The following is a 26,156-nucleotide window of genomic DNA, read 5'->3' on the forward strand; positions in this document are numbered from 1 at the left end:
GGACGGACGTGGGATTACGAAGGGTCGCCCGCCGGGTCCGTCAGGAAGAGTTCGATGACGGGTACGGGCGTGTCGGGGCGCTGGACCGGGAGCCGGAGGGTGAGGGTGCCCGCCGGCTGCCCGCCCATCCGCGTGTTGACCGCCGGGCGGTCCGGGTCGACGTGGACCCGGACGATCTCGGAGGCGTCGTTGAGGAGCTGGGCGTAGCGCACCCGGCCTTCGAGGCCGGGCAGGTGCAGATGGCGCAGCGGCCAGGCGAGGAGGTGGACGTAGAGGCGGTCGCCCCGCTGGGTGTAGCGGCAGTCGGCGGGCGGGGTGAACGGCGAGGGACCGCAACCGCGCACGGACCGCTCGTGCAGGTCGAACCAGCGGCCCACCTCCGCGAGGACGGCGGTGTCGCGCGGGTCGAGGTCGCCGCGGCCGGTGGGGCCGACGTTGAGCAGGAGGTTCCCGCCCTTGGAGACGCCGTCGACGAGCATCCGGACGATGAGGTCGGGGCTCTTGCGGTCGAGGTTGTCGCGGTCGTAGCCCCAGCTTCCGTTGAGCGTCTGGCACGCCTCCCACAGCACGGGCCGGCCCTCCGAGGTCATCGGGGCGGAGGGCTGGTACTGCTCGGGGGTGACGAAGTCGCCGGGGAGGCCGGCCCGGTCGTTGACCAGGATGTGGGGCTGGAGTTCGCGGACCGTCTCCATGAGCCGGGGGGCGTCCCAGTCGTCGGGGCCCTTGCCGCCCCACCACTCGCGGCCCTCGTAGGAGAAGTCGAAGAAGAGGTAGTCGATCCGTCCGTAGTCGGTGAGGAGTTCGCGGACCTGGCCGTGCAGGTACCGCTGGTACGCGCGGATGTCGCGGTCGGCGTGGGCCGCCCTGAACTCCTCGTCGTCGCGCCGGGGGTGGGTGCCGTCGACGGGGAACGAGGGGTGGTGCCAGTCGATCAGGGAGTGGTAGAAGCCGATCTTGAGACCCTCGGCGCGGCACGCCTCGACGAAGGGCCCGACCAGGTCGCGGCCGTAGGGGGTGCGGGTGACCTTGTGGTCGGTGAGGCGGCTGTCCCAGAGGCAGAAGCCGTCGTGGTGCTTGGTGGTGAGCACGACGTACCGCATGCCGGCGGCCTTCGCCGTCCTGGCCCACCGGACGGGGTCGTAACGGTCGGGGTCGAAGTGGTCGAAGTACACCCGGTACTGCTCGTCCGTCATCCGCTCGCGGGTCATGACCCATTCGTGGCGGGCGGCGAGGGAGTACAGGCCCCAGTGCACGAACATGCCGAAGCGGTCGGTGGTGAACCAGGTCGTGTCCGGTGCCGCCGGCACGGGGCCGGCCGGGGTGGCGGTCATGGGGCGTCCTTCCTCGGCGTGGGGGTCCGTGGGGCGACGGGCGGTCGGGCCGGTTCGTGGACGTTCTCGCGCAGCCGTACGCCGGGGGCCGTCCGGGCCAGGTAGGCGGCGTCGTCGCGGCGGGTCAGGCCGCAGGCGAGGTACCGCTCGTGCAGCCGGGCCAGCGCGTCGCGGTCCAGTTCCACGCCGAGGCCGGGGCCGCGCGGCACGGTGACGGCGCCGTCGACGAGGCGCCAGGGGAAGGTGACGACGTCGTCCTCGGGCCGCTTCCAGGGCCAGTGGGTGTCCAGTACGTGGTCGATGGCGGGGGTCGCGGCGGCGAGGTGGACCATCGCGGCGAGGCTGATCCCCAGGTGGGAGTTGGAGTGCATGGACAGGCCGATGCCGAAGTGGCGGCAGCAGGCGGCCAGGTGCTGGGACGCCTTCAGGCCGCCCCAGTAGTGGTGGTCGCCGAGGAGGACGCCGACGGGCCGGGAGACGACGGCCTCGGTGAGCTGTTCCCAGGTGACCACGCACATGTTGGTGGCCAGCGGCATCGGGGCGGTCCGGGCCAGGGCCGCCATGGCGGGCGCCCCCTCGACCGGGTCCTCCAGGTACTCCAGTACGCCGGCCAGTTCGCGGGCGACCCGGGCCGCGGTGGCCGGGGACCAGGAGGCGTTGGGGTCGAGCCGCAGCGGATGGTCCGGGAACGCCTCGCGCAGGGCCCTGATCGCGGCGACCTCCTCGTCCGGGGGGAGCACGCCGCCCTTGAGCTTGAAGGACCGGAAGCCGTACAGGTCCGCCATGCGCCGGGCCTGGGCCACGAGGCCGGCGGGGTCGAGGGCGGCTCCCCAGGCGTCCGGTTCCCGGCCGGGATGGGCGGCCCACTTCGCGAACAGGTAGCCGCAGAAGTCGACCCGGTCGCGCACGGCTCCGCCGAGGAGGTCGGAGACGGGCCTGCCGAGGTGCTTGCCCTGGAGGTCGTGGCAGGCGACCTCGAACGGGGAGGTGACGCTCGCGACCGTCTTGGCGGCCCCTCCCCCGCCGATCAGTCCGTGCGCGTCGCCCGCGACGCGCCCGCCGACGGTTCCGGCGGCCCGCCGGGACAGTTCGTTGAGGTCGAAGGGGTCGAGGCCGGTCAGTTCGCCGGCGACGCCGCGCAGCAGGTCGAGGTGGGCGGCGTCGCCGTAGCTCTCGCCCAGGCCGTACGCGCCGGTGTCGGTCCTGACCTCCACCACCGCGCGCAGGGCGTACGGCTCGTGGACGCCGACGGCGTTGAGCAGGGGCGGGTCGGCGAAGGCGACGGGGGTGACGACGACGGAGGTGACCTTCACGGTGCCACCGCCACGGGGGCGGCACCGGTGACGGCACGCGCGGCGCGGCGGGCCCCCGGGACGTGCCCGGCGGCGGGGACACGGGCGGCGGACGGTGCGGGCGGGCGGGGCGGCGGGCCGGACGGGGGCACGGGGTGGTCCTTTCGGGGTGCGGACGGCGGGCGCGGAGCGGGCCCCGGGGCGCGGGCGGCGGGCGGCCCGGGGCCCCGGGGGTCAGCCCTTGAGGGCTCCGCTGGACAGGCCGTGGACGAAGGAGCGCTGGAAGAGGAGGAAGACGACGACGGACGGCAGCAGGGCCAGCAGGGACGCGGCCAGGACGACGCCGGGGGTGACGAGGGGGTCGACGCGCAGGGTGCGCAGGGCCAGCGGCAGCGTGTAGGAGGAGGACTCCGTGGCCACGAGCAGGGGCAGCAGGTACTGGTCCCAGATCATCGTGAAGCCGAAGACGCCGATCACGCCGAGCGCGGGCCTGCACATCGGGAGGATGATCTGCGCGAAGATCCGCAGGTCGCCGGCGCCGTCGATCCGGGCGGCCTCCTCCAGCTCCCGGGGCACGTCCTTCATGAACTCGGTCATGACCAGGATGGAGAACGCCCAGGCCCCCAGGGGGACGATCATGCCGGCCAGGGAACCGATCAGGTTGACGTGGATCACGGGCAGGTCGGCGAGGAGCACGGACAGCGGAATGGCCAGGATCTCCTCGGGCAGCATCAGCGTCGCCAGGATGGCGACGAAGACGAGGGTCATCCCCCGGAACCGCTTCCTGGCCAGGGCGTAGCCGGCCAGGACGGAGACGGCGACCTGGAGCAGCAGCCCGAAGCCGACGACGAAGAACGAGTTGAGCAGGTACGTCAGGACCCCCTGGTCGAACGCGACCGCGAAGTTGTCCAGGGTGGGGTCGGAGGGGACCACACCGAGCTGGGTCGGGTCCTTGACGTGGTTGAAGGCGCTCACGAGCAGGGCCAGGAGCGGCCCCGCGAACACCACCAGGACCAGGAGGTGGATCACGGCCTTCGCCACCCGGCCGCCCGCGCTGCGGTTCTCGGTCAGGCCGAGGGCGGTCTCGGTCGGTGCGCTCATGCGTCGTCCCTCCGCCGGAACAGGTGGACGCAGAGGGTCAGGACCAGCGTCGCCAGGAACAGCAGGACCGCTCCGGCCGCGCCGACCCCGAGCTTGTTCTGCTCCAGGCCCAGCTTGTAGATCAGTGTCATGACGACTTCGGTCGAACCGTCGGGGCCGCCGTTGGTGAGCAGGAAGACCTCGGTGAAGACGCGCAGGCCCCGGATGGCGGCGAGGACGAACAGGATGGTCAGCACCGACCGCAGGCCGGGGATCGCGACGTGGCGGACGCGCTGGAACCGTGACGCGCCGTCGACCTTGGCCGCCTCGTACAGTCCCCGGTCCACGCCGGCCAGACCGGCGAGGAAGATCATCATGTCGTAGGGGGCGCCCCTCCAGACGCCGGTGAGCACGAGGGAGACCAGGGAGGTGTCGGGGTCGTTGATGAACCCCGAGGGCCCGAACCCCACCAGACCGAGGAGGGAGTTGAGCATGCCGTCCCCGGTGGGGTGGTACATGATCCGCCACAGTTCGGCGACGACCGCGATCGGCACGACGACCGGCAGGAAGGCCGCCGAGCGCACGAAGCCGAGCCTGCGGCCCTGCCCCTCCATCAGCAGGGCGAGGGCGAGGCCGAGCGCCATCGATCCGGCGGTCTGGCCGACCGCGAGGACGACGGTGTGCCAGGCGGCCTCGCGGAAGCCGTCGGAGGTGAGGACCGCGGTGTAGTTCGCGCCGCCGACCCACTGGTTGCCCAGGTAGGGCCGCACCTCCTGGAAGGACATGGTCAGCGCGCCGGCCATGGGGATGAACTTGAAGTACAGGAAGAGGACCAGGGCCGGGGCGAGGAAGAGCCACGGCGTCCACCAGCGGCCCGCCCTGCGGCTCCCGACGCGGCGGCCTCCGGCGCGGCCGGGAGCGCCGGTCCCCGCCGGGAGGGGTACGGGGCCGGGGACGGGCCGGTCCTCCGTCCGGGGGGCGGGGGCGGTCACCGTGCGGGTGGCCGGTTCCGCCCGGTCGGCGCTCGTCATCCGGCGATTCCCTGCTCCCGGAGGATGCCGGCGAGCTTCTCGTCCAGCTCGCGCAGCTTCTCGCCGGCGTCGAGGGAGCAGTCGGCCATGAGCGCGTTGAGGGTCTCGGCCGTGGCCTGCCGCACCGGGGTCCAGTTCGGGATGGACGGGGCGTAGCGCCCGGAGGTCCGGTACGCCTCCGCGTACGTCTTCCAGCGCGGGTCGGGGCGCACCTCGGTGACGTCCACGGTCCTGTTCACGGGGAGCTGGACGCTGGAGCCGTCCTCGCCCCGCATGCCGAGCCTCTGTCCCTCCGCGGAGATGGTGTAGCCGGCGAAGGCGTCCTGTCCGGCGCGGTTCTCCGAACCGGCCATGAGGTAGAGGGTGCCGCCCTCGGCGAGCACGGTGGAGTCCTCGGGGCCCTTGGGCATGGGGACGACCTCGTACTTGTCCTTGCCGAGCGACTTGTCGAAACGGGACATCAGGTAGGGGCCGACGACGTACATGCCGGCCCTGCCCGACTCGAAGGTCTCGTTGGTCGGCGGGGTGTCCATGGTGACGGCGCCGGGCTGGACGGCCTTCCGCCCGCAGCCGAGGGCGCGGAACCAGCGCACGGCCTCCACCGACTTCGCGCCGGTCATCGCCGGCTTGTACGTGCCCTTGCCGGTCGCGGTGATGAAGTCGCCCCCGGCGGCCCAGAGGAAGTTGGAGAAGTACCAGGAGGCGTAGCCGCGCTTGGTCGAGAGCGGGGCGGCGAGGCCGTAGGTGTCCCGCTTGCCGTTGCCGTCGGGGTCGCCGGTGGTGAACGCGTCGGCCATGGCCGCGAACTCGTCCCAGTTCCTCGGGGGTTCGAGCTTGAGCTTCTCGCGCCAGTCCTTGCGGATCAGCAGGGCTCCGGCCTGGGCGGAGTACGGGATGCCGTACTGCTTGCCGTCGACGCCCTTGCCGGAGTCCCGGCCCTGCTGGACCAGGTCGCCGCTGTGCTCGATCCGGCTCAGGTCGATCTCCCGCAGGAGGCCCTGGCTGTGCATGGCTCCGAGCTGGGTGACGTCGTTCATGACGATGTCGGGCAGGTTCCGCTGGGCGGCGCGCTGCTGGAGCTTCGTCTCGAAGTCGTCGAAGATCGCCGTGACCTTCACCTTGAAGCCGGTGGCCTTCTCGAACCCCTCGACGAGCCTCAGCGTCGCCTTCTCGCCGGGGCCGCCCGGTGTGGTCCTGGTCCACAGTTCCAGTTCCGCCGTGGAGTCCTGTGTGGCGTCCGCCCCCGCGGGGCCGGTCGTACAGCTCGTGAGGGCCAACGCCGAGGCGAGAAGTCCCGCACCGATCCACCGCGTTCTCTGCATGACAACTCCTGTTCGCCGCCTCGGCAGCTGGCCTGTAAGCGCTTGCCGGGGACGCTAACGCGCGGTCCGATCGGGGGTCAATACTCCGATGACTCAAAAGAATTGGGCGGAATTTCCGGGGTTCGCCGCCTGGTCTTCACGCATAGGTCCGATGAATGATCGGCTCTCGGGGTTCCGGACACCGGAGAACGAGCCAGGAGGCGGACCCCGGTACGGGCTCGCGCGGTTCCCCGCGCGACGGCGCGCCGTTCCGGCGTGCGGAAAGGACGGCGTACGGGCAGGACGGCGTACGGAAAGGGAGGGCGTGCGGAAGGGAGGGCGTGCGGGCAGGACGGCGCGGCCGGCGGAGGGAGGATTCCGCCGGCCGCGCGGGGCCGGTGTGCCGGCGGGCCGCGAAGCCCCGGGCCGGGGCGTCCGCGACGGGGAGGGACCGGACCGCGGGGGACTCTCCGCCTGGTGCGCGGCGAGCCCGCTACGCCTGGGTCGCGGCCCGGGAGGGCTCGACGGCGTGCCGCAGGGGCTCGCCGCGCACCAGGCGGCCCAGTTCGTCGCGGACCAGTTCGCCCAGGCGGGCGCGCTCCCGGCCCATGGCGCCGGCGAGGTGCGGGGTGAGCAGGACGTTCGGCAGGGTGAAGAGCGGCGAGTCGGGGGCGGGCGGCTCGGACCGGGTCACGTCGAGGACGGCGGTGAGGTCGGGCCGGGCCCGGAGGACACCGATCACCCCCGGCTCGTCCAGCACGGCGCCGCGGGCCGTGTTGATCAGGGTGGCGCCCTCGGGAAGCAGCGCCACCAGCCGCCCGTCCACGACCCCTTCGGTCTCGGGCAGCAGGGGGGCGTGGACGCTGACGACGTCGCACGTCTCGAACAGTTCCTCGATGCCGGTCAGGCGGACGCCCGCCCCCCGGGCGACGGCCGGTTCGACCACGGGGTCGCAGGCCAGCACCTCGATGTCGAAGCGGCTCAGGTGTTCCGCGACGAGCAGGCCGATCCGGCCGAGCCCGAAGAGCCCCACCCGGGAGCCGTACCCCCCGGGCACCGGAGGGTTGCGGGGGTACCGGCGGCCGGTGGTCGTCTCCCGGCCGAGGCGGTGGGCCTGTTTGAGGCCGAGCAGGACGTGGGCCAGGCTGAACTCGGCGACCGGCACGGCGTTGGCGGCCGCGGCGGAGACGACGGGGATGCCGCGGGCCCAGAAGTCCGGCGTCGTCAGGTGCCGCACCGAACCGGCGGCCACGAACACCGCCTCCAGGCCCGGCGCGTGCGCGAGCAGGTCCGCGTCGAGGACCGGCGCCCCCCACCCGGTGAGCAGGACGTCGACCTCCTCCAGCACACCGGGGTCACGGCGCAGGGCGTCCCGGGTGAGCGCGGGGGCCCGCCACCGCACCAGGCGCCCGATGTCCTCCAGGACGTCCGCCGGGTAGACGTCGTCCCTGCGCTCCTCCTCCATGACCAGGAGGGCGGCGGGTCTCCTCGTGCCGCGCGCCTCCGGGACGGACACCCCCGCGACGGGTTCCTCCGTGACGGCTTCCTCGGTGATGGGCGTCCCTGTCGAATCCGCCATCGGTTCGGGCCTCCTGGGGCGTGAGGGTGTCGGCGCCGGTCGGCGCGCCACACGATACATCGGATGACACTTCCCGGCGATGGAGAAGCACGCCTTCCTTGCGGACTCCGGGGCGCACGGTCGCCTCCCCCTCCCGCGACCCGGCCAATCCGGCGGATCGGCAGGGCACTCCTACCGGGCCGGCCCTCCGGGGACGTGCCGGACCGCTGGACAGGACGACGAATGATTGGTTGCATTCCCGGATCGATACATCCGATGTCTCTTCGGGAGTGATGAGCATGCGCGTGTTGAGGGTCGGCGAGGCCGGAGCGGAACGGCCCGTGGTCCTGGACGGGTCCGGCGGCTTCCTCGACGCCTCCGGCGTCGCCGGCGACATCGACCACCGCTCCCTCGCCGACGGCGTGCTCGGCCGCCTCGCCGGGGCCGTGTCCGAAGGGGCCCTGCCCGCCCTGGAGGTGCCCGGCGGCCGCGTACGGATCGGGGCGCCGGTGGCACGGCCGGGGAAGGTCGTGTGCATCGGCCTGAACTACCGCGACCACGCGGAGGAGACGGGCGCCGCGCTCCCGGCCGAACCGGTGGTGTTCATGAAGGACCCCTGGACGGTCGGCGGCCCGTACGACGAGGTCCTGATCCCCCGGGACAGCCGCAAGACCGACTACGAGGTCGAACTGGCCGTCGTGATCGGCAGGACGGCGCGCTACCTGGACAGCGAGGAGGAGGCGCTCGCGTGCGTCGCCGGGTACGCGGTCTCCCACGACGTCTCCGAGCGGGCGTTCCAGCTGGAACGCGGCGGTCAGTGGGACAAGGGAAAGAGCTGCGAGACGTTCAACCCGCTGGGACCGTGGCTCGTCACCCCGGACGAGGTCCCCGACCCGCAGGGGCTCACCCTCCGGCTGTCGGTGAACGGGACCGGGCGGCAGCACGGCTCCACCGCGGACATGGTGGTCCCGGTCGCCGGGCTCATCCGTTACCTGAGCCGGTTCATGGTGCTCCACCCGGGGGACGTCATCAACACCGGCACCCCCGCCGGCGTCGCCCTCGGCCGGCCCGAACCCCGCCCCTACCTGCGCGACGGCGATGTCGTCGAGTGCGGGATCGACGGACTCGGCACGATGCGCCACACGTTCCGGCAGGCCTGAGACGGAGGGGGCGCGACGCGGGACCCGGGGTACGTTCCGGACGTCCCGCCGGTCCCGCCCTCCGGACGGACGACGCCGCTCCCGGAGCACGCCCCGGGGGCGCCCCCGGCACGACGACAACCGACCACGGGCCGGGCGGGGTCGGCCGATCCCGCCCGGCCCGGAGACGAACGGAGAACACACCCGTGCGGTTCACCCAGGACGACCGGCTGCTCTTCGTCGGCGACTCCGTCACCGACACCGGCCGCGACCGCGAGGACCCCGCCTCCCTCGGCGACGGCTACGTCCGGCTCGTCGCCGAGGCGCTCCGCGCCGGGACCCCGGCGGACCGGACGCCCCCGACGGTCCTCAACAGGGGGGTGAACGGCAACCGCCTCCGGGACCTGGAGGCGCGCTGGGAGACCGATGTCCTCGCCCCCGCCCCCTCCGTGGTCACCGTCCTCATCGGCATCAACGACACGTGGCGTCGCTACGACCGGGGACTGCCCAGCCCGGTACCGGAGTTCGAGGCCGCGCTGGGGCGCGTGCTCGCCCTCGCCGAGGAGCGGTGCGCCCCGCGCCTGTTCGTCATGACGCCGTTCCTGCTCCCGGCCGACCCCGGGCAGAAGACCTGGTTCGAGGACCTGGCGCCGCGCACCGAGGCCGTTCTGCGCGCCGCCGGGTCCCGTGGCGCGACGGTCGTCCGTACGGACCTGGCACTGCTCCGCGCCGCCGCGGAGCACGGCCCGGCGGCCCTCGCCCCGGACGGGGTGCACCCGAGCCCGCTCGGTCACCGCCTCATCGCGGAGGCGTGGCTGACGGCGGCCGGAGCCGCGCCGGACACGCGCACGGGCGCGGGTCCCGGGGCGGGCCCCGCCGCTCTCGCCGACCCCGCCGACCCCGCCTGAGCGAACGCCACCGGACCCGGTCCGCCCGGCCCCCCCTTCCCCCTCCCCCGCTCCCCTCCCCCTTCCCCCTCGTTCCGCGGCCGGCCTCCGGGTCGGCCGCGGATTTCGTCGTGCCCCGCACCGGGAGCGCTCGCGGGGCACGGGGCTCCCGAAGCGGCTTCGACTCCTCCTTTCCGTGTGAGGTGCGCCACATGTTAAAAGTCCTTTAAGGAGCAAAGTCGCGGTGTTTCCGTTTCCGCCCGTTTCGCTCACAGTTGACGCTTGCTTTGAACAGCGATCAATATCTCCACGACTTCACCACACCTCCCCCCGGCGTCGCCTCACCTGGAGCACTCGATGCGCAACAGGGCTGCCCTGACCACAGCAGTCACTTCCGCCACTCGTGGAACAGCAGGAACGGAACACCGGGGCGACCGCGTCTTCGGGAAGGTCGCCGGACCCGGCCTCGACGGCACCGGGGCGCGGGGCCAGGACATCGAACTCTTCGACGTGACCGCCCGGCTGCCGAAGGTCCCCTCCCGGACCTCCGCGCCCGCCCACCCGCCGCGGAAGTCGCGGCACGCCCGTACGGCGGCCGCGGCGTGGCGGTCCGTGCCGCTTCCCCTGATGCTCGCGGGCGCCCTCTCCACGGGGCTGGGCGCCGGCCTGACGGTGTGGTTCTCCGCCGAACCCGACCCCGCGCCGCCGTCCGACCGGTCCTTCTCCCTTCCCGACCTCGTGACGCAGGCCCCGGTCCCGGCCCAGGACGCCAACGGGGCGCCCTCCTCCCCCGGGGCGAGCGCCACCCGGGCGATCCGGCACGCCCCGCCCCCGTCCCCCGCCGCCACCACCGCCGCCCCGGCCCCCACCGCCACGATCACGCCCACGGCACCGTCGTCGGCGTCGTCGGCACCGGCACTGGCACCGGCACCGGTTCCAATCACCGCCTCCTCCGCCCCCGCGACCTCCGCCCCGCCCTCCCACCGGAGCACGCCGTCCCCCACGCCGACGCCGCACGACCGCCACCGGACGCCGCCCGCCGAGCGGACCGACCCGGCCCTGGGCAGCACCGGCCCCGACGTCTCCGACCTCCAGCGGCGCCTCCGGCGGCTCCACCTCTACCTCGGCCCGGTCGACGGGGTGTTCACCGAGTCCGTGGAAGGCGCCCTGCGCCGCTACCAGACGTCCCGGTACATCCCGCAGGAGAACGGGGTCTACGGCCCCCTCACCCGCGCCGTCCTGACGGCCGAGACCTCCTGATCCGTCCGGCGCGTCCCTCCCCGAACCACCTCACCCCCCGCAGGAATCCAGAAAGGTTCACGTACATGCGCAACACCGGAAGAGCACGCATACGGCTGAGCGGGGCCGTGGCGATCGGCGTCGTCCTCGGTCTCACCACCGCGGGCAACGCCCTGGCCGCGCCCCTCGCCCCCGCCGCGGGCGACACCCGGTCCTGCCCCGCCCCCGGCAAGGAGCCCCGCATCGGGCACGAGCCGCGTTTCCTCGACGCCAACGTGGCCCTCTTCGCCGGCGGCGACTACACCGCGGACGGCGCGACCGCCGAGGCCGAGGGCCTGCTCGTCATCGGGGGGAACGCCACCTTCGCCAAGGGGTCCGGCGGCGTCTTCAACGTGGGCCGCGTCGGCGCCGGTTCCGGCATCCTGCCCGCCTCGGGCTCGGTCATGCTCTCCGTCGGCGGGAACCTGACGATCGCCAAGGGCACGCGGGTCGACGTGGGCCACGGCCTCACCGCCGGCCCCCGCTACGGCGGTTCCGTCAAGGTCGGCGGCACGATCGACGAGAAGGGCGACCTGGAGACGAACGGCGGCGAACGCTCGTCCGGCCTGGGCGCGCAGAAGGCCCTCACCCCGTACGACACGTTCGGCGACACCATCCGGGGGGAGTCCGCGGCCCTCGGCGCGCTGAAGCCCACCGGCACGGCCGTCCGTTCGGGCGGGACCGTCACCTTCAAGGGCGGGAACGGCTCCTCCGGCCCGCAGGTGTTCGAGATCTCCGCCAAGGACCTCGACGGCACCTCGTCCTTCGGCTTCGAGAACATCCCCGGGAACTCCTCCGTCGTGGTGAACGTGACGGGCGGGCAGCCGGTCGGCATCTCCCCCCTGTCCGTCGGGTTCAACGGCGACCGCGTGGACGTGTACGACTCCGCGCGCTTCGGCGAGGCCGCGTCCCGGATCCTCTACAACTTCGAGGCGTCCCCGTCGATCACCCTCGGCGGCGGCGGCAACTTCATGGGCTCCATCCTCGCGCCCAAGGCGTCCGCGGACCTGACGGCCAGCACCAACGGCCGCGTGTACGTGGGCGGCGACCTGCGGACCCACGGCACGGGCAACGAGAGCCACAACTACCCGTGGAACGGCTCCTCGAAGTTCTCCTGCAAGCCGACGCCGGACAGCCCGGGAACCGAGCCCGTCCCCACGCCCACGGCGACGACGCCCGGCACCGAGCCCTCCTCGCCGGCCCCGTCCGTCACGACGCCCGCGGGCGAGAGCCCCGCCCCCTCCGCCCCGGAGACGACGGCGCCCGGTTCCCCCGCGCCCTCGGCTCCTTCCACGGAGGACGCGTCGGCCCCCGCCGTGCCCGGCACGACGGCGCCCTCGCCGTCCGCCACCGGGGCCGGCGACGGTTCGCTCGCGACCACGGGCGCGCAGTTCACCCCGTACGCGATCGCCGCGGCGGTCCTGGGCGCCGTCGGTGCCGGGATCCTCGTGCTCACCCGTCGCCGCCGGGCCCTCGGCCGGCACTGACCCGGTGACCCGGAGGGCCGGGCCCGCGGACGGCTTTCCCGTCCGCGGGTCCGGCCCTTCTCCGTGTTCCGGGCGATCGGGGCCGTTCCGGTGGATTGGCCGAACTGTGCGTAGACCGGATAGGTGCCTGAGGCATGTAGTGGAGACGGAACCGACGTCAGCGCCCCCGATGCCCCGAGCGAGGCCCCCGTGACGAAACCCGTGGCGTTCCCCCAGAGCCGTACCTGTCCCTATCGGCCGCCCGCCGCCTACCCCCGGTCCGGGGACGGGGGCCCGCTGTCGCGGGTCACCCTCTGGGACGGGCGGGAGGTGTGGTTCGTCTCCGGCCACGCCGCCGCACGGGCGCTGCTCGCGGACCAGCGGCTGTCCACCGACTCCACCCGGAGCGACTTCCCGCTGCCGACCGAACGGGCCGCGGCCCTGCGCAGGAACCGCCGCGCGGCGCTGCTCGGCTGGGACGACCCCGAGCACAACGCCCAGCGCCGGATGCTGATCCCCAGCTTCACCCTCAAGCGCGCCGAACGCCTGCGGCCCCGCATCCAGGAGGTCGTGGACGGGCTGCTCGACGCGATGGAGGCCCAGGGGCCGCCGGCCGAACTGGTCGGCGCGTTCGCCCTGCCGGTGCCCTCGATCGTCATCTGCGACCTGCTCGGCGTGCCGTACGCGGACCACGACTTCTTCGAGGAGCAGTCGCGGCGGCTGCTGCGCGGACCGACCGGCGCGGACACCGAGGAGGCGCTCGCCCTCCTGGAGGGCTACCTCGGCGACCTGATCGACCGGAAGCGCGAGGAGCCCGGCGAGGGCGTCCTCGACGACCTGGTGGCGCGCGGAACGTCCGGGGACGGCGGACCCGACCGGCAGGAGCTGGTGCAGCTGGCGACGATCCTGCTGATCGCGGGGCACGAGACCACGGCGAACATGATCTCCCTCGGCACGTACACGCTGCTGCGCCACCCCGAACGGCTGGCCGAACTGCGGGCCGACCCCGGGCTCGTGCCCGCCGCCGTGGAGGAGCTGCTGCGCTTCCTGTCCATCGCGGACGGGCTGCTCCGGGTCGCCCGCGAGGACATCGACGTCGCCGGGACGGTGATCCGGGCGGGCGAGGGCGTGGTGTTCTCCACGTCCGTCATCAACCGGGACACCGCCGTCTACGGCGATCCGGACGCCCTCGACTGGGACCGCTCGGCCCGCCACCACGTGGCGTTCGGCTTCGGCATCCACCAGTGCCTGGGACAGAACCTGGCCCGCGCCGAGCTGGAGATCGCGCTGGGGACGCTGCTGCGCCGGCTGCCGGGGCTGCGGCTCGCCGCCCCCGCCGAGGAGATCCCGTTCAAGCCGGGCGACACGATCCAGGGGATGCTCGAACTCCCCGTGACCTGGTGAGAGGAGCGATGCGCGTGCGTGTCTCGATCGACAGGGACGTCTGCATCGGCGCCGGACAGTGCGCCCTGACCTCCCCGGACGTCTTCACCCAGGACGACGACGGGTTCGGGACGGTCGTACCGGGCCGGGAGGACGGCCGCGGGACGCTGGTCCGCGAGGCCGCCCGCGCCTGCCCCGTACAGGCGATCGTCCTCGGCGGCTCCGACGGGTGACGTTCCGGGCCGCCCCGGCCCCGTCCCGGCGGACACGCCCGGCACCGGGGCCGGTCCGGGAGCGCCGCGCCCGCCGGGGGCGGCGGCCGGGGCGTCCCCGGTGCCGGGCGCGGCGGGGCGACCGCGTACCCTCGCCTCCGGGTGGCGCGCCCACCCGGGCGTTTCCGGCCACGGGACCGGGCGGACGGTTCCGGCCGGCGGGGACGGCGGCCGGACGCACGCGGAGCGGGGAACGGAAGATGAGCGAGAGGTCCGGGCCGGACGCCCGACCCGGCGGGGACGAGCGGGCCCGGCCCGCGACGGTGCGGGCGTTCGTCGCCCTCGCGCCGCCCGACGACGCGAAGGACGAACTGGCCGGCGCGCTGCGTCCCGCCTACGCCGCGTATCCGGACCTGCGGTGGAACCGCGTCGAGGACTGGCACATCACCCTGGCGTTCCTCGGAGAGCTCCCGGCCGCGGCCGTCCCGCCCCTGCGGCCACCGCTCGCGGACCTCGCGGCCTCGGTCCGGCCGGTCGAACTGGCGCTGCGCGAGGGCGGGCACTTCGACGGGCGGGTGCTGTGGAGCGGGATCGACGGCGACCTCGAAGGGCTGCACGCGCTGGCGTCCCGGGTGCGCGCCGTGATCGGGGAGTGCGGCATCCCCTTCGAGGGGCGGCCCTTGCGCCCGCACCTGACGCTGGCGCGCGCCCGCCGCTCCGACCCCGCCTCCGTGGTGGAGGCCGCCGCCGGGCTCGCCGGCTTCGCCGGGCGCCGCTGGCGGGCCGGGCGCCTGCACCTGGTCGGCAGCGACTTCGGGCGCGGCCCGGGGCCGATCCGCTACCGCGACATCGAGTCCTGGGCCTTCGGCGGGCCCTCCGACGAGGTCTGAGGGTCCGCCGGTACGACCGGGCGACCGGGTTCCCGGGCGAGCGGCAGGCCCTTCGGGGAGGCCCGGAGCGCACGCGTGCGCCGTCGGGAACGGCGGGGTCAGCGGCCGTACATGCGGCGGCAGAGGTCGGCAGCGCCCAGGGGGGCCCGGACCCGTTCGGCCTGCCGGCAGAGCCGGCGCAGTTCGGGCCGCCGTCCGTCGGCCGGCGGACGGGTACGGGGGCGGAGCCGGGCGGGGACCCTCTTCTCCGGGGGCCGGGGAACGGCTCTCGTCCCGGTCTTCCCCGTCCCCGGTCTCCCGGTCTTCGCCACCACCGGTCTTCCGGGCCGGTCCGCCGTCGGGCGCGGGCGGTCCGGGGCTCCCCCGCGCCCCGGCGGCCGGGGGGAGGCCGGTGCGCGGGCGGCCCCGGGCCGGGGACCGGCCCCGGGTTCCGCCGTGGCGAGTTCCTCGCGCGGAGCCGCCTGAACGGGGGCGGGCCGGGCGGGCAGCGGTGAGGGGGCGCGGTCGGCGGCCGGGGCGAGGGCTCCGGACCGGACCGGCGGGGAGGACGGGCCGGGGCCGGGCGGGACGGCCACGCAGCCGGCCGCGAGGAACGCGGCGAGCAGGAGGTACGGGGTGCGGCGGACGTGCATGGGGTCACGGTGCCCGAGTGCGTACGGGCGGCGGGGCCGTACGGCCCGTGTCCACCGTGACGGGTGAACCGGGCCGGACGGTGGACGGGGACGGGCGGGCCCGGGAGCACGGACGGCGGAGCCGCCCCCTTCCCCGTGCCCCCCGCTTCCTCCCTTCTCCCGGCCCGGCCGCTCACGTCGCGTTCAGGGCCGCCGTCGGGTGGAGGCGGGAGGCGCGGACCGCCGGGTAGAGGCCGGCGGCCGCGCCGATGAGGAGGGTGACGGCCGGTCCTCCCAGGAGGGTCCAGGGCGGGACCACCGCCGTCCACCCCTGGACGCGGGCGAAGCCGTACGTGACCGCGGCGCCCAGGAGCGCCCCCGCCACCCCGCCGAGCGCGGAGAGCAGCAGCGACTCGGTGAGGAACTGGAGCCGGATCGCGTTCCGGGTCGCGCCCAGCGCGCGGCGCAGGCCGATCTCCCGGCGCCTCTCCAGGACCGAGACGACCATGGTGTTGGCGACGCCCACGCCGCCGACCAGGAGGGCGACCGCGCCCAGCCCGAGCATCAGGGCCGTCAGGCCCTTGTCGGTCGCGGCCTTGGCGGCGAGCGCGTCCGAGGGGCGGGAGACCTCGACGCCCGCCGCGTCACCGGGGCGGAGGGTGCGGGCCAGGACCGCCCGCACGTCCTCCACCGACGCGTCCGTGGAACGCTCGAAGACGGTGGTGGGCCGGCCGTCGAAGCCGAAGTGGCGTTCGGCGGCGGGGAATCCGACCAGGGCCGTCCGGTCCAGGGCGGGGACCAGTTCGAGGGGGCGGAGGAGACCGACGACGACCACGCGCGTGTCGTTCATCATGATCGTCTCGCCGGGGCGGGTGACGCCGAGGCGGTCCGCCGCCACCGCGCCGAGGACCGTGACGGGAAGGCGTTCGCGGGCGCCGTCCAGCCAGACGCCCCGGGCGACCTCGCCGCCGAGCGCGTTCAGCAGGTCGGTACGGGCCGCCTGGGCGGTGACGCCCGCGGTGCGCTCCTCGGGGACCACGTCGCTGCGACGGATGCGGACGTCGAGGTCGGCCGTGGCCGTGGCGTGCCGCACCGGGCCGATGCGTTCGACCATCGCGACCGCGTTCCTGGGCAGCTCGACCGTTCTTCCCGTGGCGTCCTTGCCCGCCTCCGCCGTGAGGAGGTTGGTGCCGAGCCGGTCGAGCCGGTCCATCAGGTCGGCCCGGCTCGACTCGGACAGGCCGACGACCGCGACCATGGTCGCGATGCCGAGGGCGATGCCGAGCGCCGAGAGCACCACGCGGGTGCGCCGGGCGCGGAGGCCGACCGCGCCGAGCCGGAGGACGTCGCCGAACGAGAGCCGGGAGGGCCTGAGGCCGTCCTCGCGGGAGGGGCCGGGATCGTTCCTCATGGGCGGGACACCTCCGTGCGGGGGCCGGTGCGCGTGTCCGAGACGATCTCCCCGTCCCTGAAGCGGACCCGGCGCGGCAGCGAGGCCGCGATCTCGTGGTCGTGGGTGATGACGCAGACGGTGGTGCCGGCCTCGTTCAGCTCGTGCAGCAGCTCCATGACGATCGCGCCGGACGCGGTGTCCAGCGCCCCGGTCGGTTCGTCCGCGAGGAGCAGCGTGGGGTTCCCCACCAGGGCGCGGGCGATGGCCACGCGCTGCTTCTCGCCGCCGGACAGCTCGTCGGGCAGGTGCGCGCGACGGTGGTCGAGGCGCACCTTGGCGAGCGCCTCGCGTGCGCGTTCGGTGCGCTCCCTGGGCGGTACGCCCGCGTAGAGCAGGCCGTCGGCGACGTTGTCCACGGCGTCGCGTCCGTCCGCCAGGTGGAAGTGCTGGAAGACGAAGCCGATGTGACGGGCGCGCAGGGCGGAGAGCCGTGCGTCGGAGAGCCGGGCCACGTCGTACCCGGCGATTCGCACGGTGCCCGCCGTCGGCCTGTCGAGGGTGCCCATGACGTGGAGCATCGTGGACTTGCCGGAGCCGGACGGGCCGACGACGGCGAGCAGTTCGCCCGCGTCGACGGTGAGGTCCACGCCGCGCAGCGCGTGGACGCCGCCGGGGTACGACCTGGTGGCGCCGCGCAGTTCGACCACGGGGGCCGGGGGCGGGGCCGGGGTCCCGTCCGCCGGGTCCCGGGGCGCGGCCGCGGTCGTGCGCGGCCGGTCGGGGGTCATGACGCGGCCACCCCGACCTTCATGCCCTCGCGGAGGTCGGGGCCGCCGACCTCGATCCGTCCGTCCGCGGTCATGCCGGTCTCCACCCGGACCGTCCTGGACGTCGTGCCCTGGACGATCTGGAGGCCGTAGCCGCCGTTCTCGCCGCGCAGGGCGAGGACCGCCTCGACGGGGACCACGAGGACCCCCTTGCGCGCCTCGCTGACGAACTTCACGCTCACCGGCGCCTCGGTGTCCTCGCCGGAGGCGGCGCCCGCCCCGCCGTCCAGGACGACTTCGACCACGATGCCCTCCCGGGCCGCCGCGTCGTCCCCGGAGGAGTCCTCCTCGGGGCGCACGGTGCCGTCGACCCGGCCGGGCACGGTCCTCCCGCTCGGCAGCGTGACCTCGACCCTGGTGCCGCGCGAGGTGAGCGGCCCGTCGTCCTGGTCGAGTCCGGCCCGTACGACGGGTCTGACCGAGGCGATCGTCAGGACGGGTCCGCCCGGTGCGACCTGGTCGGCGAGGGCCGCGTCGGCGGAGACCACCTTGACCCGGCCGGGCTGGAAGACGACGTCGCCCTTGCCGACCCGGCCCGTGGTCTCGCGGTTGAGGGACTTCTGCCACCGCTTGACGGCGGCCTCGGTGTCCTCGTCGTAGCGCGTGTCGACGTACAGGCCGGCTCCGTACCCCAGTGCGCGCAGGTTGCGCTCCAGCTGGAGCACGTCGCTGCCCCGGTCGCCGGCCTTCATCTCGCGGAACATCGGGACGGGGCCGTAGAGGAGGGTGACCGGCTTGTCGTTCAGTTCGTACAGCGCCTCTCCCCTGGCCAGGATCTTCCCCTCGGGGGCGGCCACGGTGACGGTGCCCTCGACGGCGGACTTGACGGCGCGGCGCTGCGCGAAGTCGAGCCGGCCGTCGACGGTCTTGGACCGGACGAGGTCGGTGCGGACGACGGTCGCGGTCGCGGGCGGCAGGCCGTCGCCCTTCCCGGCAGGGTCCGCGACGGGACCGCCGAGGAGCAGGACGCCTCCCGCGGCCGCGGCCGCGACGGTCGCCGCGCCGAGGACGAGGAGGGTGGTGCGGCGCCTCACTGCATGCCGTCCAGACCGTCGAGCAGCTTCGTCCTGCAGGCTTCGCGGGCCTTCTTGTACACCGGCGAGTCCCGCCCGATGGAGGGGGACGCCGGGTTCGGGTCGCCGCCCGGCTGGGCGTTGCCGTCGCTCATGGTGGGGTTGGCGAAGCGGGAGACGCCGTTGTCCCGCATGCACGTGGCGTGCGCGAGCATCGATTCGTAGTCCTTCTGCTGGTCGCGCCGCGGCTCGGCCGCCAGGGCGTTGCGGAACTCGGTGACGCAGACGCCGTCCTTCCCTCCCTTGTACGCCTCGTGCCGGCCGGTCCTGTCCACGAGCGCCCCGATCCTGTCCCAGTCGAGGTGGCCGCTGAGCTTCGGATCGGGGAAGTCCTTGTGGCCGCCCTTGGCGCGCATGCACCGGACGTACTGCAGCTGGGCGTCGTAGAAGGCGGTCCGGCCCCCGGACGGGGCGGCCGTGCCGCTCCCGGCGGTCGTCGTGGCGCCCCCGGCGGCGGGGGTCTCGGGGACCGAGACGACCTCGTCGCTCCCCCGGACGCCCCCGGCACCGCCGCTGTCGCAGGCCACCGGGAGGGCCAGGGCGGGAAGGACGGCCAGGGCGGTGAAGCGCAGCCGGGCGGATGGGCGGGAGGGGGTCGTGAAGATCATGGCCGCAACCTTCGCGGCGCCGCGTGATGGCCCCTGCACGGCCACATGATGAGAACGTAACAATGCCTCCGTCCCGTGCGTTTCCCCTGCTCACCGGCGGCCGGCCGCTCGTCGCGATGGTCATAATCGAGCACATGCCCCACGTACTGCTGATCGAGGACGACGTCTCCGTACGGGACGGGACGGAACTCGTGCTGCGCCGGCACGGATACGACGTGGCCACGGCGGCCACCGGCGAGGAGGCCCTCGCCCTGCTCTCCGGACCGGCCGGCGGGAGCGTCGAGCTGGCCGTCCTCGACCTGATGCTGCCCGGCATGGACGGCTTCGAGGTGTGCCGCCGCATCCGCGCCAGGAGCACCGTCCTGCCGGTCATCATGCTGACCGCGCGCGGCGACGACCACGACATCGTGAACGGCCTCGAAGCGGGGGCCGACGACTACGTGGTCAAGCCGGTCACCGCCCCCGTCCTGGAGGCCCGCATCCGGGCGGCGCTCCGGCGCGCCGAACCGTCCGGGCAGGTGCGGTCGGACGCCGCCGAGCGGGCCGGGCTCGTCGTCGACCGCCTCGGACTGACCGTCACCAAGCACGGCGTACCGGTGGCGCTGCCCCCCACCGAACTGCGGCTGCTCCTGGAGCTGTCGGCGTCGCCGGGCCGGGTCTTCAGCCGCGAACAGCTCCTCGAATCGGTCTGGGACCACCATTTCCTGGGGGACTCCCGGCTGGTGGACGCGGCGGTCGGGCGGCTGCGCGCGAAGCTGGAGGACGTGCCGGCGAAACCGAGGTTCGTCCAGACGGTACGGGGCTTCGGCTACCGCTTCGGACCGCTGTGAGCCGGACGGAGGGGGGCGGCCGGTCCCGGCGCGGTTCCGGACGGGGAAGGCCCCCCCGGCGGATCGCCGGCGGGCTGCGCATCCGGCTCGTGACCACCTTCGTCCTCGTCGCGCTGGTCAGCGCGGTGACCTCGACCGCCCTCGCCTACCGGGACGCGCGCACCGCCATTCTCCGGCGCACCCAGAACGCCGCCGTGGACGACCTGCGGGAGCGGACCACGGCGGTCGCCGCCGACTTCGACCTCCCGCCCGACCGGAGGACGCTGTCCCGGTTCGCGGCGAAGATCTCGGACGGCCTCGGGGCCCGCGTCGTGGTCGCCCGCCACCACGACCTCGTCGCGACCTCCGACGCGTACGCCGACACGGAGGGCCGGATCACGCCCGAGCTGCGCGCCGCCGTGCGGAACGGGGACGGGGCGCTGTTCCAGCGGGTGACGTGGCGGGGCGAGCCGTACCTGGTCGTCGGGATGCCCGTGCGCTACGCGGACGGGGACCGCCGGGAGTCCGGCCTGGAGGTCTTCGCGATCTCCGACCTGCGGGCGGAGCGCGACGACACCGCCGCGCTGCTCGACTCCGTGCGGGCGGGCGTCCTGCCGGTGGTGCTCCTCGCCGCCGTCCTGGCGCTGCTCGCCGCGGGGACGGTCCTGCGCCCGGTGCGGAAGCTCGGCCGGGCGACGCGCGGACTCGCGGCCGGGGACCTCGGCAGCCGCGTCGTCGTCACCGGCCACGACGAACTGGCCGACCTCGCGAGGACGTTCAACGAGACCGCGGACGCGCTCCAGGTCTCCGACGCGGATCTGCGCGCCCAGGAGGCGAAGGCACGGCGTTTCGTGGCGGACGTGTCGCACGAGCTGCGCACGCCGCTCGCCGCGATGACGATGGTGGCGACCGTCCTGGAGGAGGACGCCGACCGGATGCCGCCGGACGCGGCGCGGGCGGCCCGTACCGTCGGCGCGGAGACGGCACGGCTCGCCCGGCTGGTCGAGGACCTGATGGAGATCTCCCGCTTCGACGCGGGGGCGGCGCGGCTGAACGCCGCCGAGACCGACCTCGCCGCCACCGTGCGGGCCTCGCTGGCGCTGCGCGGCTGGACGGACCGGGTGCGGACCCGGACGGACGGGGACGTACGGGCGGTGGTCGACCGGCGGCGCGTCGACGTGATCGTGGCGAACCTGGTGGGCAACGCGCTGCGGCACGGCGCCCCGCCGGTCACCGTGACCCTCGGGACCCGGACCGGGGCGGACGGCGCGTGGGTGGTCCTGGAGGTGGCCGACCACGGCCCGGGGCTCCCCCCGGAGGTCCGGGAACGGGTCTTCGACCGGTTCTACAAGGCGGACGCGGCCCGTACGCGGGACACGGCCGACGGCAGCGGGCGGGGCAGCGGTCTCGGTACCGCGATCGCGCTGGAGAACGCGCGGCTGCACGGCGGCACGATCGACGTGGCCGCCGGGCCGGAGGGGGGCGCGGTGTTCACGCTGCGGCTGCCCCTGCGGCGTACGGAGGAGGAAGAGGAAGAGAAAGAGGAGGAGGACGGGTGAGGGTACGGCGGGGATGGGCGCTCGGCGCGCTGGGGCTCGCGCTCGCGGGATGCGGCGTCCAGCCGACCGGGCCGGTGGAGGCGGGCGGTCCCGCGGGCGGGCTGACGCGCGGGATGCGCCTGTACTTCGCGTCCGACGGCGGCCTGCGCGCGGTGCCCCTGCTCGACCGGGAGATCACGAGTCTCAACGCGGCGGTGAAGCTGCTCGCGCAGGGGCCGCCGCCCGCCGAGCGGCGCGACGGCCTCACCTCCCTGCTGCAGGAGCTGGGCGGCTACACGGTGACGGGCGCGGGGACCCGGGTCACGGTGCGGCTGGAGAACTCCTACTCGGCGGACGGACGCGGCCAGGCCACGGGGCAGCTGGTGTGCACCCTGGCACGGGCCCAGTCCGTCCTGGAACCGGCGGTCCGCGCCGAGGACGTCCGGGTGACCCTGCGTCCGGTCGGGGAACCGGCGATGGGCCCCTTCCGGTGCGCGGACTTCCTGGCCGGATGAGGAAGCGGCCCGGGTCCCGGAGCCGACGCGCTCCCCGTCCCCGCTCTCCCGGGGCCCGCCCGGTCTCCGGACCGCCCGGCCCGCAGGCCCCGGGACGGGGGCGCGGCGGGGACGGGGAGTCCTTCGGCGCCCGACTCCGGTCCGTCGCGGGCCCGGCCCCGCTCCCCACCGGACGGAGTCGGCCCGGCCTCCGGCCGCTCCGTAACGCTGCGGGCCAATACACCTAGTACGGCTCCGCCAGGACGTGGGCGGCGCCGGGGATGCCGGTCTTCAGGAGTTCGTCCTCCTCGGGCGTCGTGGGCGCGCCCGTCTCCTGCCTGAGGACGGCGCGCGACAGGGCCTGCACCCACAGGGCGCGGGGGCGGCGCCGGGCCTCCCAGGACTCCAGGGCTTCCGGCACCGAGGCGGCCGCGTCCAGGGCCCCGGCGAGGACGAGGGCGTCCTCGACGGCCATCGCCGCGCCCTGCGCGAGGTGCGGGGTGGAGGCGTGGGCCGCGTCGCCGGCCAGCACCACCCGGCCCGCGTGCCACGGTCCCGCGACCGTCACCTGGGAGATCCGGGAGTACACCACGGCCGAGGGGTCGGTGACGGCGGCGAGTGCCTCGGCGACGGGTCCGGAGAAGCCGGCCAGCCGCTCCGCCAGTTCCTCGTGGGCGCGCTCCGGGTCCGGCCGGAAGTCCTCGGCCTCGGCGAACACGGCGCCCAGGTACATCAGACCGTCCGTCATGGGGGTGAGCAGGGCCTTGGCGTCCCGGCCCGCCGTGGCCATCACCACGCCCCGCACGTCGGGGTGGCGGGGCACGGTGACCCGCCAGTTGGCGAAGCCGGTGTACTCGGGGGCGTACCGGTCGCCGTGGAGGCGGGTGCGCAGCGGGGAGCCGATGCCGTCGAAGCCGACGACCAGGTCCCAGCGGCCGGAGGAGCCGTCGGAGAGCGTCGCGGTGACGCCCGTGCCGTCGTCGTCGAGTCCGGTGAGGGTCGTGGCGAAGCGGATCTTCGCGCCCGCGGCGACGGCGGCGTCGCCGAGGATCCGGGCGAGGGCCGGCCGGGGTATGCCGTTGCCCGCGGGCGCCCCGTCCATGCGCGGCTGCGGTATGCGGGCCAGCGGCTTCCCCGAGGGGTCGGCGATCGTCAGGACCTCCCACGCGAACCCCGCCGCGAGGCACTCGTCGAGCACGCCGATCTCCCGCATGACGTGCAGGGCGTTGGTGGGCTGGATGATGCCCACGCCGAGGGCGTCGAACCGGTCGCGCAGTTCGGCCACCTCCACGGTGTGGCCGCGTCGGGCGAGGGCGGTGGCGAGCGTGAGGCCGCCGATGCCTCCGCCGTGGATCAGGACGCGCAGGGGCGATGCCATCTCGGGTGTCTCCAGGGGGTCGTGGGAGGAGGCGGGACGGGAGGAGGGGTGCGGCGGGGGCCGCCGGCCCCCGGGTGCCGGATGCCGGTCCCGGGGCGATCGGCGCGGAGCCGCCCGGCACGCCTCCGGGCGGTGCCGGGCGGGTCCGCCGTGACGCGCGTACGGGCGAGTCGCGCTCCTCGGAGGAACGGTCCGGTGCCCGCCCGGAGGCGTGCCGCTTCTCCGCGTGCATGATAAGCGCGCGGGGCGACGGGACTTGGGCCGTCCGGGCGAGGCCGCGCCGGGTCCCGGAACCACCGGCGGGAGGGACGGGCGCGCTCCCGGCCGACCCGGCCCGTGAATCTGCCGGGCCCGCGAATCTGCCGGGCCCGCGAGGCCGCCGGAGGTCCGCGAAACCGCCCGGTCCGCGAGGCCGCCGGAGGTCCGCGCGGCCCGGGACCGGCACGGCGGCCCCGGGCCGCGCTCCACGCCCCCTCTCCCCGCTCCCGGTGGCCGGCCCGAACGGGCGCGGCGGGAGTGCGGCCGCCACCGCGGTCGGCTTGGCTGGCCGTGGAAGCGGAGGGGTGCCCGCCGCGGCGGGCGCCGACGACGAGGGAAGGGCACGCCGTGGCACGGACGGACGCGAAGAAGACCACCTCCGACCTGATCGTCGAGCGTCTGCTGGCATGGGGCGTCGACACCTGCTTCGGCATCTGCGGCGACCAGGTCAACGGGTTCTTCGAAGCGCTGCGTACCCACCCGGAGATGAGGTTCGTGCACGTGCGGCACGAGGAGAACGCGGCGCTGGCGTGCGTGGGGTACGCGAAGTTCACCGGGCGGCCCGCCCTGTGCGTGGCGACCGCGGGACCGGGCGCGATCCACCTGCTGAACGGCCTGTACGACGCCCGCGTCGACGGGGCCCCGGTCATCGCCGTCACCGGCCTCGCCTACCACGACACCGTGGGCGCGCACTTCCTCCAGGACATCCCCTCCGACCGGCTCCTGGAGCATGCGTGCATGTTCTCGGAGCGGGTGATGGGCCCGGCCCACGCGATCACCGCCACCGACCTGGCGGTGCGCAGCGCGCTGATGAACCGCACCCCGTCGCATCTGGCGATCCCCATCGACGTGCAGTCCTGGACCGCGGACCAGGACACCGTCTCGGACAAGAACGTCCCCGGGCACACCTCGACGGCGGGGCAGCCGTTCGGGGTGATGCCGCCGCCGGAACGGATCGCGGCCGCCGCGGAGGTCCTGAACTCCTGCCGCCGGGTGGCGATCTGCGCGGGCGCGGGCGCCCGGGGTTCGGGAGACGTGCTGGAGCGGGTCGCGGACGTCCTGGGAGCGCCGATCGTCAAGGCCGGCCTGGGCAAGGACTGCGTCCCGGACGACAGCCCCTACACCACCGGCGGCATGGGCCTGATCGGCACCCGCGCCTCGCACGAGGCGTTCGAGGACTGCGACGGGTTCCTGATCGTGGGCTCCTCCACCCCGTACTACGACTTCTGGCCCCGGCCCGGTCGGGCGCGCGGGGTGCAGATCGACCTGAACGCCGACCGCATCGGCATGCGCTACCCGGTCGAGGTCGGTCTCGTGGGCCACGCCGGGGAGGTGCTCCGGGCCCTGCTGCCGCACCTGGAGCGCAAGGACGACCGCGCGTTCCTGGAGCGGGCCCGGAACAGCTACCGGGCGTGGTGGGACCTGATCGGCGAGCAGGCCGCCTCCTCGGGCACCCCGATGCGGCCGCAGGTGGTCACCTGGGAGCTGTCCAAGGCCCTGCCCGACCGCGCGGTGGTCACCGGCGACGCGGGCACCGTCACCGCGTGGGGAGGGCGGCTGCGGCTGCGCGAGGGCATGAACTACTCCTTCTCCGGCACCCTGTGCACCATGGGCGCCGCCCTGCCCTACGCCATCGGAGCGCAGCTCGCGCACCCCGACCGCCCGGTGATCGCCTTCACCGGCGACGGTTCGCTGTCCATGGGCATGGGCGAGCTGGCCACCCTCGCCCAGTACGACCTGCCGGTCAAGGTCGTCGTGCTCCACAACAACTCCCTGGCCCTGGAGGTGTGGGAGCAGACCGCCCTGCTGGGCAACCCCCAGTACGGGTGCGCGCTGCATCCCGTCGACTTCCGGGCCGTGGCGGAGGCGTGCGGTCTGCGCGCCTTCCGCGTCGACGACCCGGCGCGGGTCGGGCAGGTCTTCGCCGAGGCCATGGCCCACGAGGGCCCGTGCCTGGTCGAGGTGATCACCGACCCGTACGAGGCGCCGTTCGGCGAAACCCTCAAACCCGTCCACGCGGAGCACATCGCCCGGGCTTTCGGCAAGGGCGAGAAGGCGGCCGCCGCCATGGCGCGCAACCTGCTCCAGGAGCACCGGGTCGCCCTGTCCCCCGCCCTCCAGGAGCACCGGGACGAGCTCGGGCGTTATCTGTGACGGACCGGCGCGCGAGCGGCCGGCGCGGCCCCGGCGGCGGATGGCGCGGCCCGGGTGCGGCGCGGGCGGCCGGCGGGGCGGCTCCCGCGCGCCCGGTGTCCCGCACGTTTGTTCCCGGGGTCCGGTGGAAGAGTTGAATCCGACGACCGGCCGGCCGCGACGCGG

23 protein-coding genes are annotated in these 26,156 nt (G+C 74.7%); 11 read left to right on the forward strand and 12 right to left on the reverse strand.

Annotated elements, in window-relative coordinates; genetic code table 11:
• Window positions 1–14: 14 nt before the first annotated feature.
• The 6 genes from ACZ6AQ_RS09635 to ACZ6AQ_RS09660 all read right to left on the reverse strand — a co-directional run bounded on the left by ACZ6AQ_RS09635 (window position 15) and on the right by ACZ6AQ_RS09660 (window position 7,614).
• Complete coding sequence (locus ACZ6AQ_RS09635) at window positions 15–1,331, reverse strand: alpha-L-fucosidase (protein WP_468758777.1); 1,317 nt, start codon at window positions 1,329–1,331, stop codon at window positions 15–17.
• Window positions 1,328–2,644 carry an enolase C-terminal domain-like protein gene (locus ACZ6AQ_RS09640; protein ID WP_468758779.1) on the reverse strand — a complete coding sequence of 439 codons (1,317 nt, stop codon included), beginning with the start codon at window positions 2,642–2,644 and terminating at the stop codon, window positions 1,328–1,330. Before ACZ6AQ_RS09640 ends, ACZ6AQ_RS09635 begins: the two co-directional genes overlap by 4 nt.
• Before the next feature lie 213 nt (window positions 2,645–2,857).
• Window positions 2,858–3,724, reverse strand: a complete 867-nt coding sequence (locus tag ACZ6AQ_RS09645) for a carbohydrate ABC transporter permease (protein WP_468758781.1) — start codon at window positions 3,722–3,724, stop codon at window positions 2,858–2,860.
• Complete coding sequence (locus ACZ6AQ_RS09650; RefSeq protein ID WP_468758783.1) at window positions 3,721–4,734, reverse strand: carbohydrate ABC transporter permease; 1,014 nt, start codon at window positions 4,732–4,734, stop codon at window positions 3,721–3,723. The genes ACZ6AQ_RS09645 and ACZ6AQ_RS09650 overlap by 4 nt, the downstream gene beginning before the upstream one ends.
• Window positions 4,731–6,056 (reverse strand): sugar ABC transporter substrate-binding protein, encoded by a 1,326-nt coding sequence (locus tag ACZ6AQ_RS09655; protein ID WP_468758785.1) that lies wholly within the window; start codon window positions 6,054–6,056, stop codon window positions 4,731–4,733. The genes ACZ6AQ_RS09650 and ACZ6AQ_RS09655 overlap by 4 nt, the downstream gene beginning before the upstream one ends.
• 472 nt (window positions 6,057–6,528) lie before the next feature.
• A complete protein-coding gene (locus ACZ6AQ_RS09660; RefSeq protein ID WP_468758787.1) occupies window positions 6,529–7,614 on the reverse strand; it encodes a hydroxyacid dehydrogenase in 1,086 nt (361 codons plus the stop codon).
• 278 nt (window positions 7,615–7,892) lie between these two features.
• On the opposite strand from ACZ6AQ_RS09660, the gene ACZ6AQ_RS09665 reads away from it, so the two are divergent.
• From ACZ6AQ_RS09665 to thpR, 7 genes are all read left to right on the forward strand, one after another.
• A complete protein-coding gene (locus ACZ6AQ_RS09665; protein WP_468758789.1) occupies window positions 7,893–8,753 on the forward strand; it encodes a fumarylacetoacetate hydrolase family protein in 861 nt (286 codons plus the stop codon).
• A 185-nt stretch (window positions 8,754–8,938) separates the two neighbouring features.
• Window positions 8,939–9,640 (forward strand): SGNH/GDSL hydrolase family protein, encoded by a 702-nt coding sequence (locus tag ACZ6AQ_RS09670; protein ID WP_468758791.1) that lies wholly within the window; start codon window positions 8,939–8,941, stop codon window positions 9,638–9,640.
• 336 nt (window positions 9,641–9,976) lie between these two features.
• On the forward strand, window positions 9,977–10,879 hold the full coding sequence (locus tag ACZ6AQ_RS09675; RefSeq protein WP_468758793.1) for a peptidoglycan-binding domain-containing protein: 903 nt from the start codon (window positions 9,977–9,979) through the stop codon (window positions 10,877–10,879).
• A gap of 65 nt (window positions 10,880–10,944) precedes the next feature.
• Window positions 10,945–12,384 (forward strand): choice-of-anchor A family protein, encoded by a 1,440-nt coding sequence (locus ACZ6AQ_RS09680; RefSeq protein ID WP_468758794.1) that lies wholly within the window; start codon window positions 10,945–10,947, stop codon window positions 12,382–12,384.
• Window positions 12,385–12,573: 189 nt separating this feature from the next.
• Window positions 12,574–13,767 carry a cytochrome P450 gene (locus tag ACZ6AQ_RS09685; RefSeq protein ID WP_468758796.1) on the forward strand — a complete coding sequence of 398 codons (1,194 nt, stop codon included), beginning with the start codon at window positions 12,574–12,576 and terminating at the stop codon, window positions 13,765–13,767.
• Between the two features lie 14 nt (window positions 13,768–13,781).
• The gene (locus ACZ6AQ_RS09690; protein WP_388689496.1) at window positions 13,782–13,979 is read left to right on the forward strand and encodes a ferredoxin; all 198 of its coding nucleotides are present in this window, start codon (window positions 13,782–13,784) and stop codon (window positions 13,977–13,979) included.
• Window positions 13,980–14,218: 239 nt separating this feature from the next.
• Window positions 14,219–14,848 (forward strand): RNA 2',3'-cyclic phosphodiesterase, encoded by a 630-nt coding sequence (gene thpR, locus ACZ6AQ_RS09695; RefSeq protein ID WP_468758798.1) that lies wholly within the window; start codon window positions 14,219–14,221, stop codon window positions 14,846–14,848.
• A 98-nt stretch (window positions 14,849–14,946) separates the two neighbouring features.
• Here the strand turns inward: thpR and ACZ6AQ_RS09700 are convergent, their stop codons facing one another.
• The 5 genes from ACZ6AQ_RS09700 to ACZ6AQ_RS09720 form a co-directional block, all read right to left on the reverse strand.
• Window positions 14,947–15,480, reverse strand: coding sequence for a hypothetical protein (locus ACZ6AQ_RS09700; RefSeq protein WP_468758799.1), 534 nt, complete (start codon window positions 15,478–15,480; stop codon window positions 14,947–14,949).
• Window positions 15,481–15,652: 172 nt separating this feature from the next.
• A complete protein-coding gene (locus ACZ6AQ_RS09705) occupies window positions 15,653–16,870 on the reverse strand; it encodes an ABC transporter permease (protein ID WP_468758801.1) in 1,218 nt (405 codons plus the stop codon).
• Window positions 16,867–17,640 (reverse strand): ABC transporter ATP-binding protein, encoded by a 774-nt coding sequence (locus ACZ6AQ_RS09710; RefSeq protein ID WP_468758803.1) that lies wholly within the window; start codon window positions 17,638–17,640, stop codon window positions 16,867–16,869. The genes ACZ6AQ_RS09705 and ACZ6AQ_RS09710 overlap by 4 nt, the downstream gene beginning before the upstream one ends.
• On the reverse strand, window positions 17,637–18,713 hold the full coding sequence (locus ACZ6AQ_RS09715; RefSeq protein ID WP_468758805.1) for a peptidoglycan-binding protein: 1,077 nt from the start codon (window positions 18,711–18,713) through the stop codon (window positions 17,637–17,639). The genes ACZ6AQ_RS09710 and ACZ6AQ_RS09715 overlap by 4 nt, the downstream gene beginning before the upstream one ends.
• Window positions 18,710–19,360: a hypothetical protein gene (locus ACZ6AQ_RS09720; RefSeq protein ID WP_468758807.1), complete on the reverse strand. Its 651-nt coding sequence runs from the start codon at window positions 19,358–19,360 to the stop codon at window positions 18,710–18,712. The genes ACZ6AQ_RS09715 and ACZ6AQ_RS09720 overlap by 4 nt, the downstream gene beginning before the upstream one ends.
• A 134-nt stretch (window positions 19,361–19,494) precedes the next feature.
• Between ACZ6AQ_RS09720 and ACZ6AQ_RS09725 the strand changes: the two genes are divergently transcribed.
• The 3 genes from ACZ6AQ_RS09725 (at window position 19,495) to ACZ6AQ_RS09735 (ending at window position 22,222) form a co-directional block, all read left to right on the forward strand.
• A complete protein-coding gene (locus ACZ6AQ_RS09725; protein ID WP_468758809.1) occupies window positions 19,495–20,190 on the forward strand; it encodes a response regulator in 696 nt (231 codons plus the stop codon).
• An 80-nt stretch (window positions 20,191–20,270) separates the two neighbouring features.
• Entirely contained in the window at window positions 20,271–21,728 is a 1,458-nt protein-coding gene (locus ACZ6AQ_RS09730; RefSeq protein ID WP_468759256.1) for an ATP-binding protein, read from the forward strand.
• Window positions 21,725–22,222, forward strand: coding sequence for a GerMN domain-containing protein (locus ACZ6AQ_RS09735; protein ID WP_468758811.1), 498 nt, complete (start codon window positions 21,725–21,727; stop codon window positions 22,220–22,222). Before ACZ6AQ_RS09730 ends, ACZ6AQ_RS09735 begins: the two co-directional genes overlap by 4 nt.
• A gap of 223 nt (window positions 22,223–22,445) precedes the next feature.
• Here ACZ6AQ_RS09735 and ACZ6AQ_RS09740 read toward each other — a convergent pair whose 3' ends face one another.
• Window positions 22,446–23,579 carry an FAD-dependent monooxygenase gene (locus ACZ6AQ_RS09740; RefSeq protein ID WP_468758813.1) on the reverse strand — a complete coding sequence of 378 codons (1,134 nt, stop codon included), beginning with the start codon at window positions 23,577–23,579 and terminating at the stop codon, window positions 22,446–22,448.
• Between the two features lie 606 nt (window positions 23,580–24,185).
• Here ACZ6AQ_RS09740 and ACZ6AQ_RS09745 point away from each other — a divergent pair.
• Window positions 24,186–25,991, forward strand: a complete 1,806-nt coding sequence (locus tag ACZ6AQ_RS09745; RefSeq protein WP_468758815.1) for a thiamine pyrophosphate-dependent enzyme — start codon at window positions 24,186–24,188, stop codon at window positions 25,989–25,991.
• Window positions 25,992–26,156: the final 165 nt, after the last annotated feature.

The organism is Streptomyces sp. NPDC041191 (genome assembly GCF_055591945.1).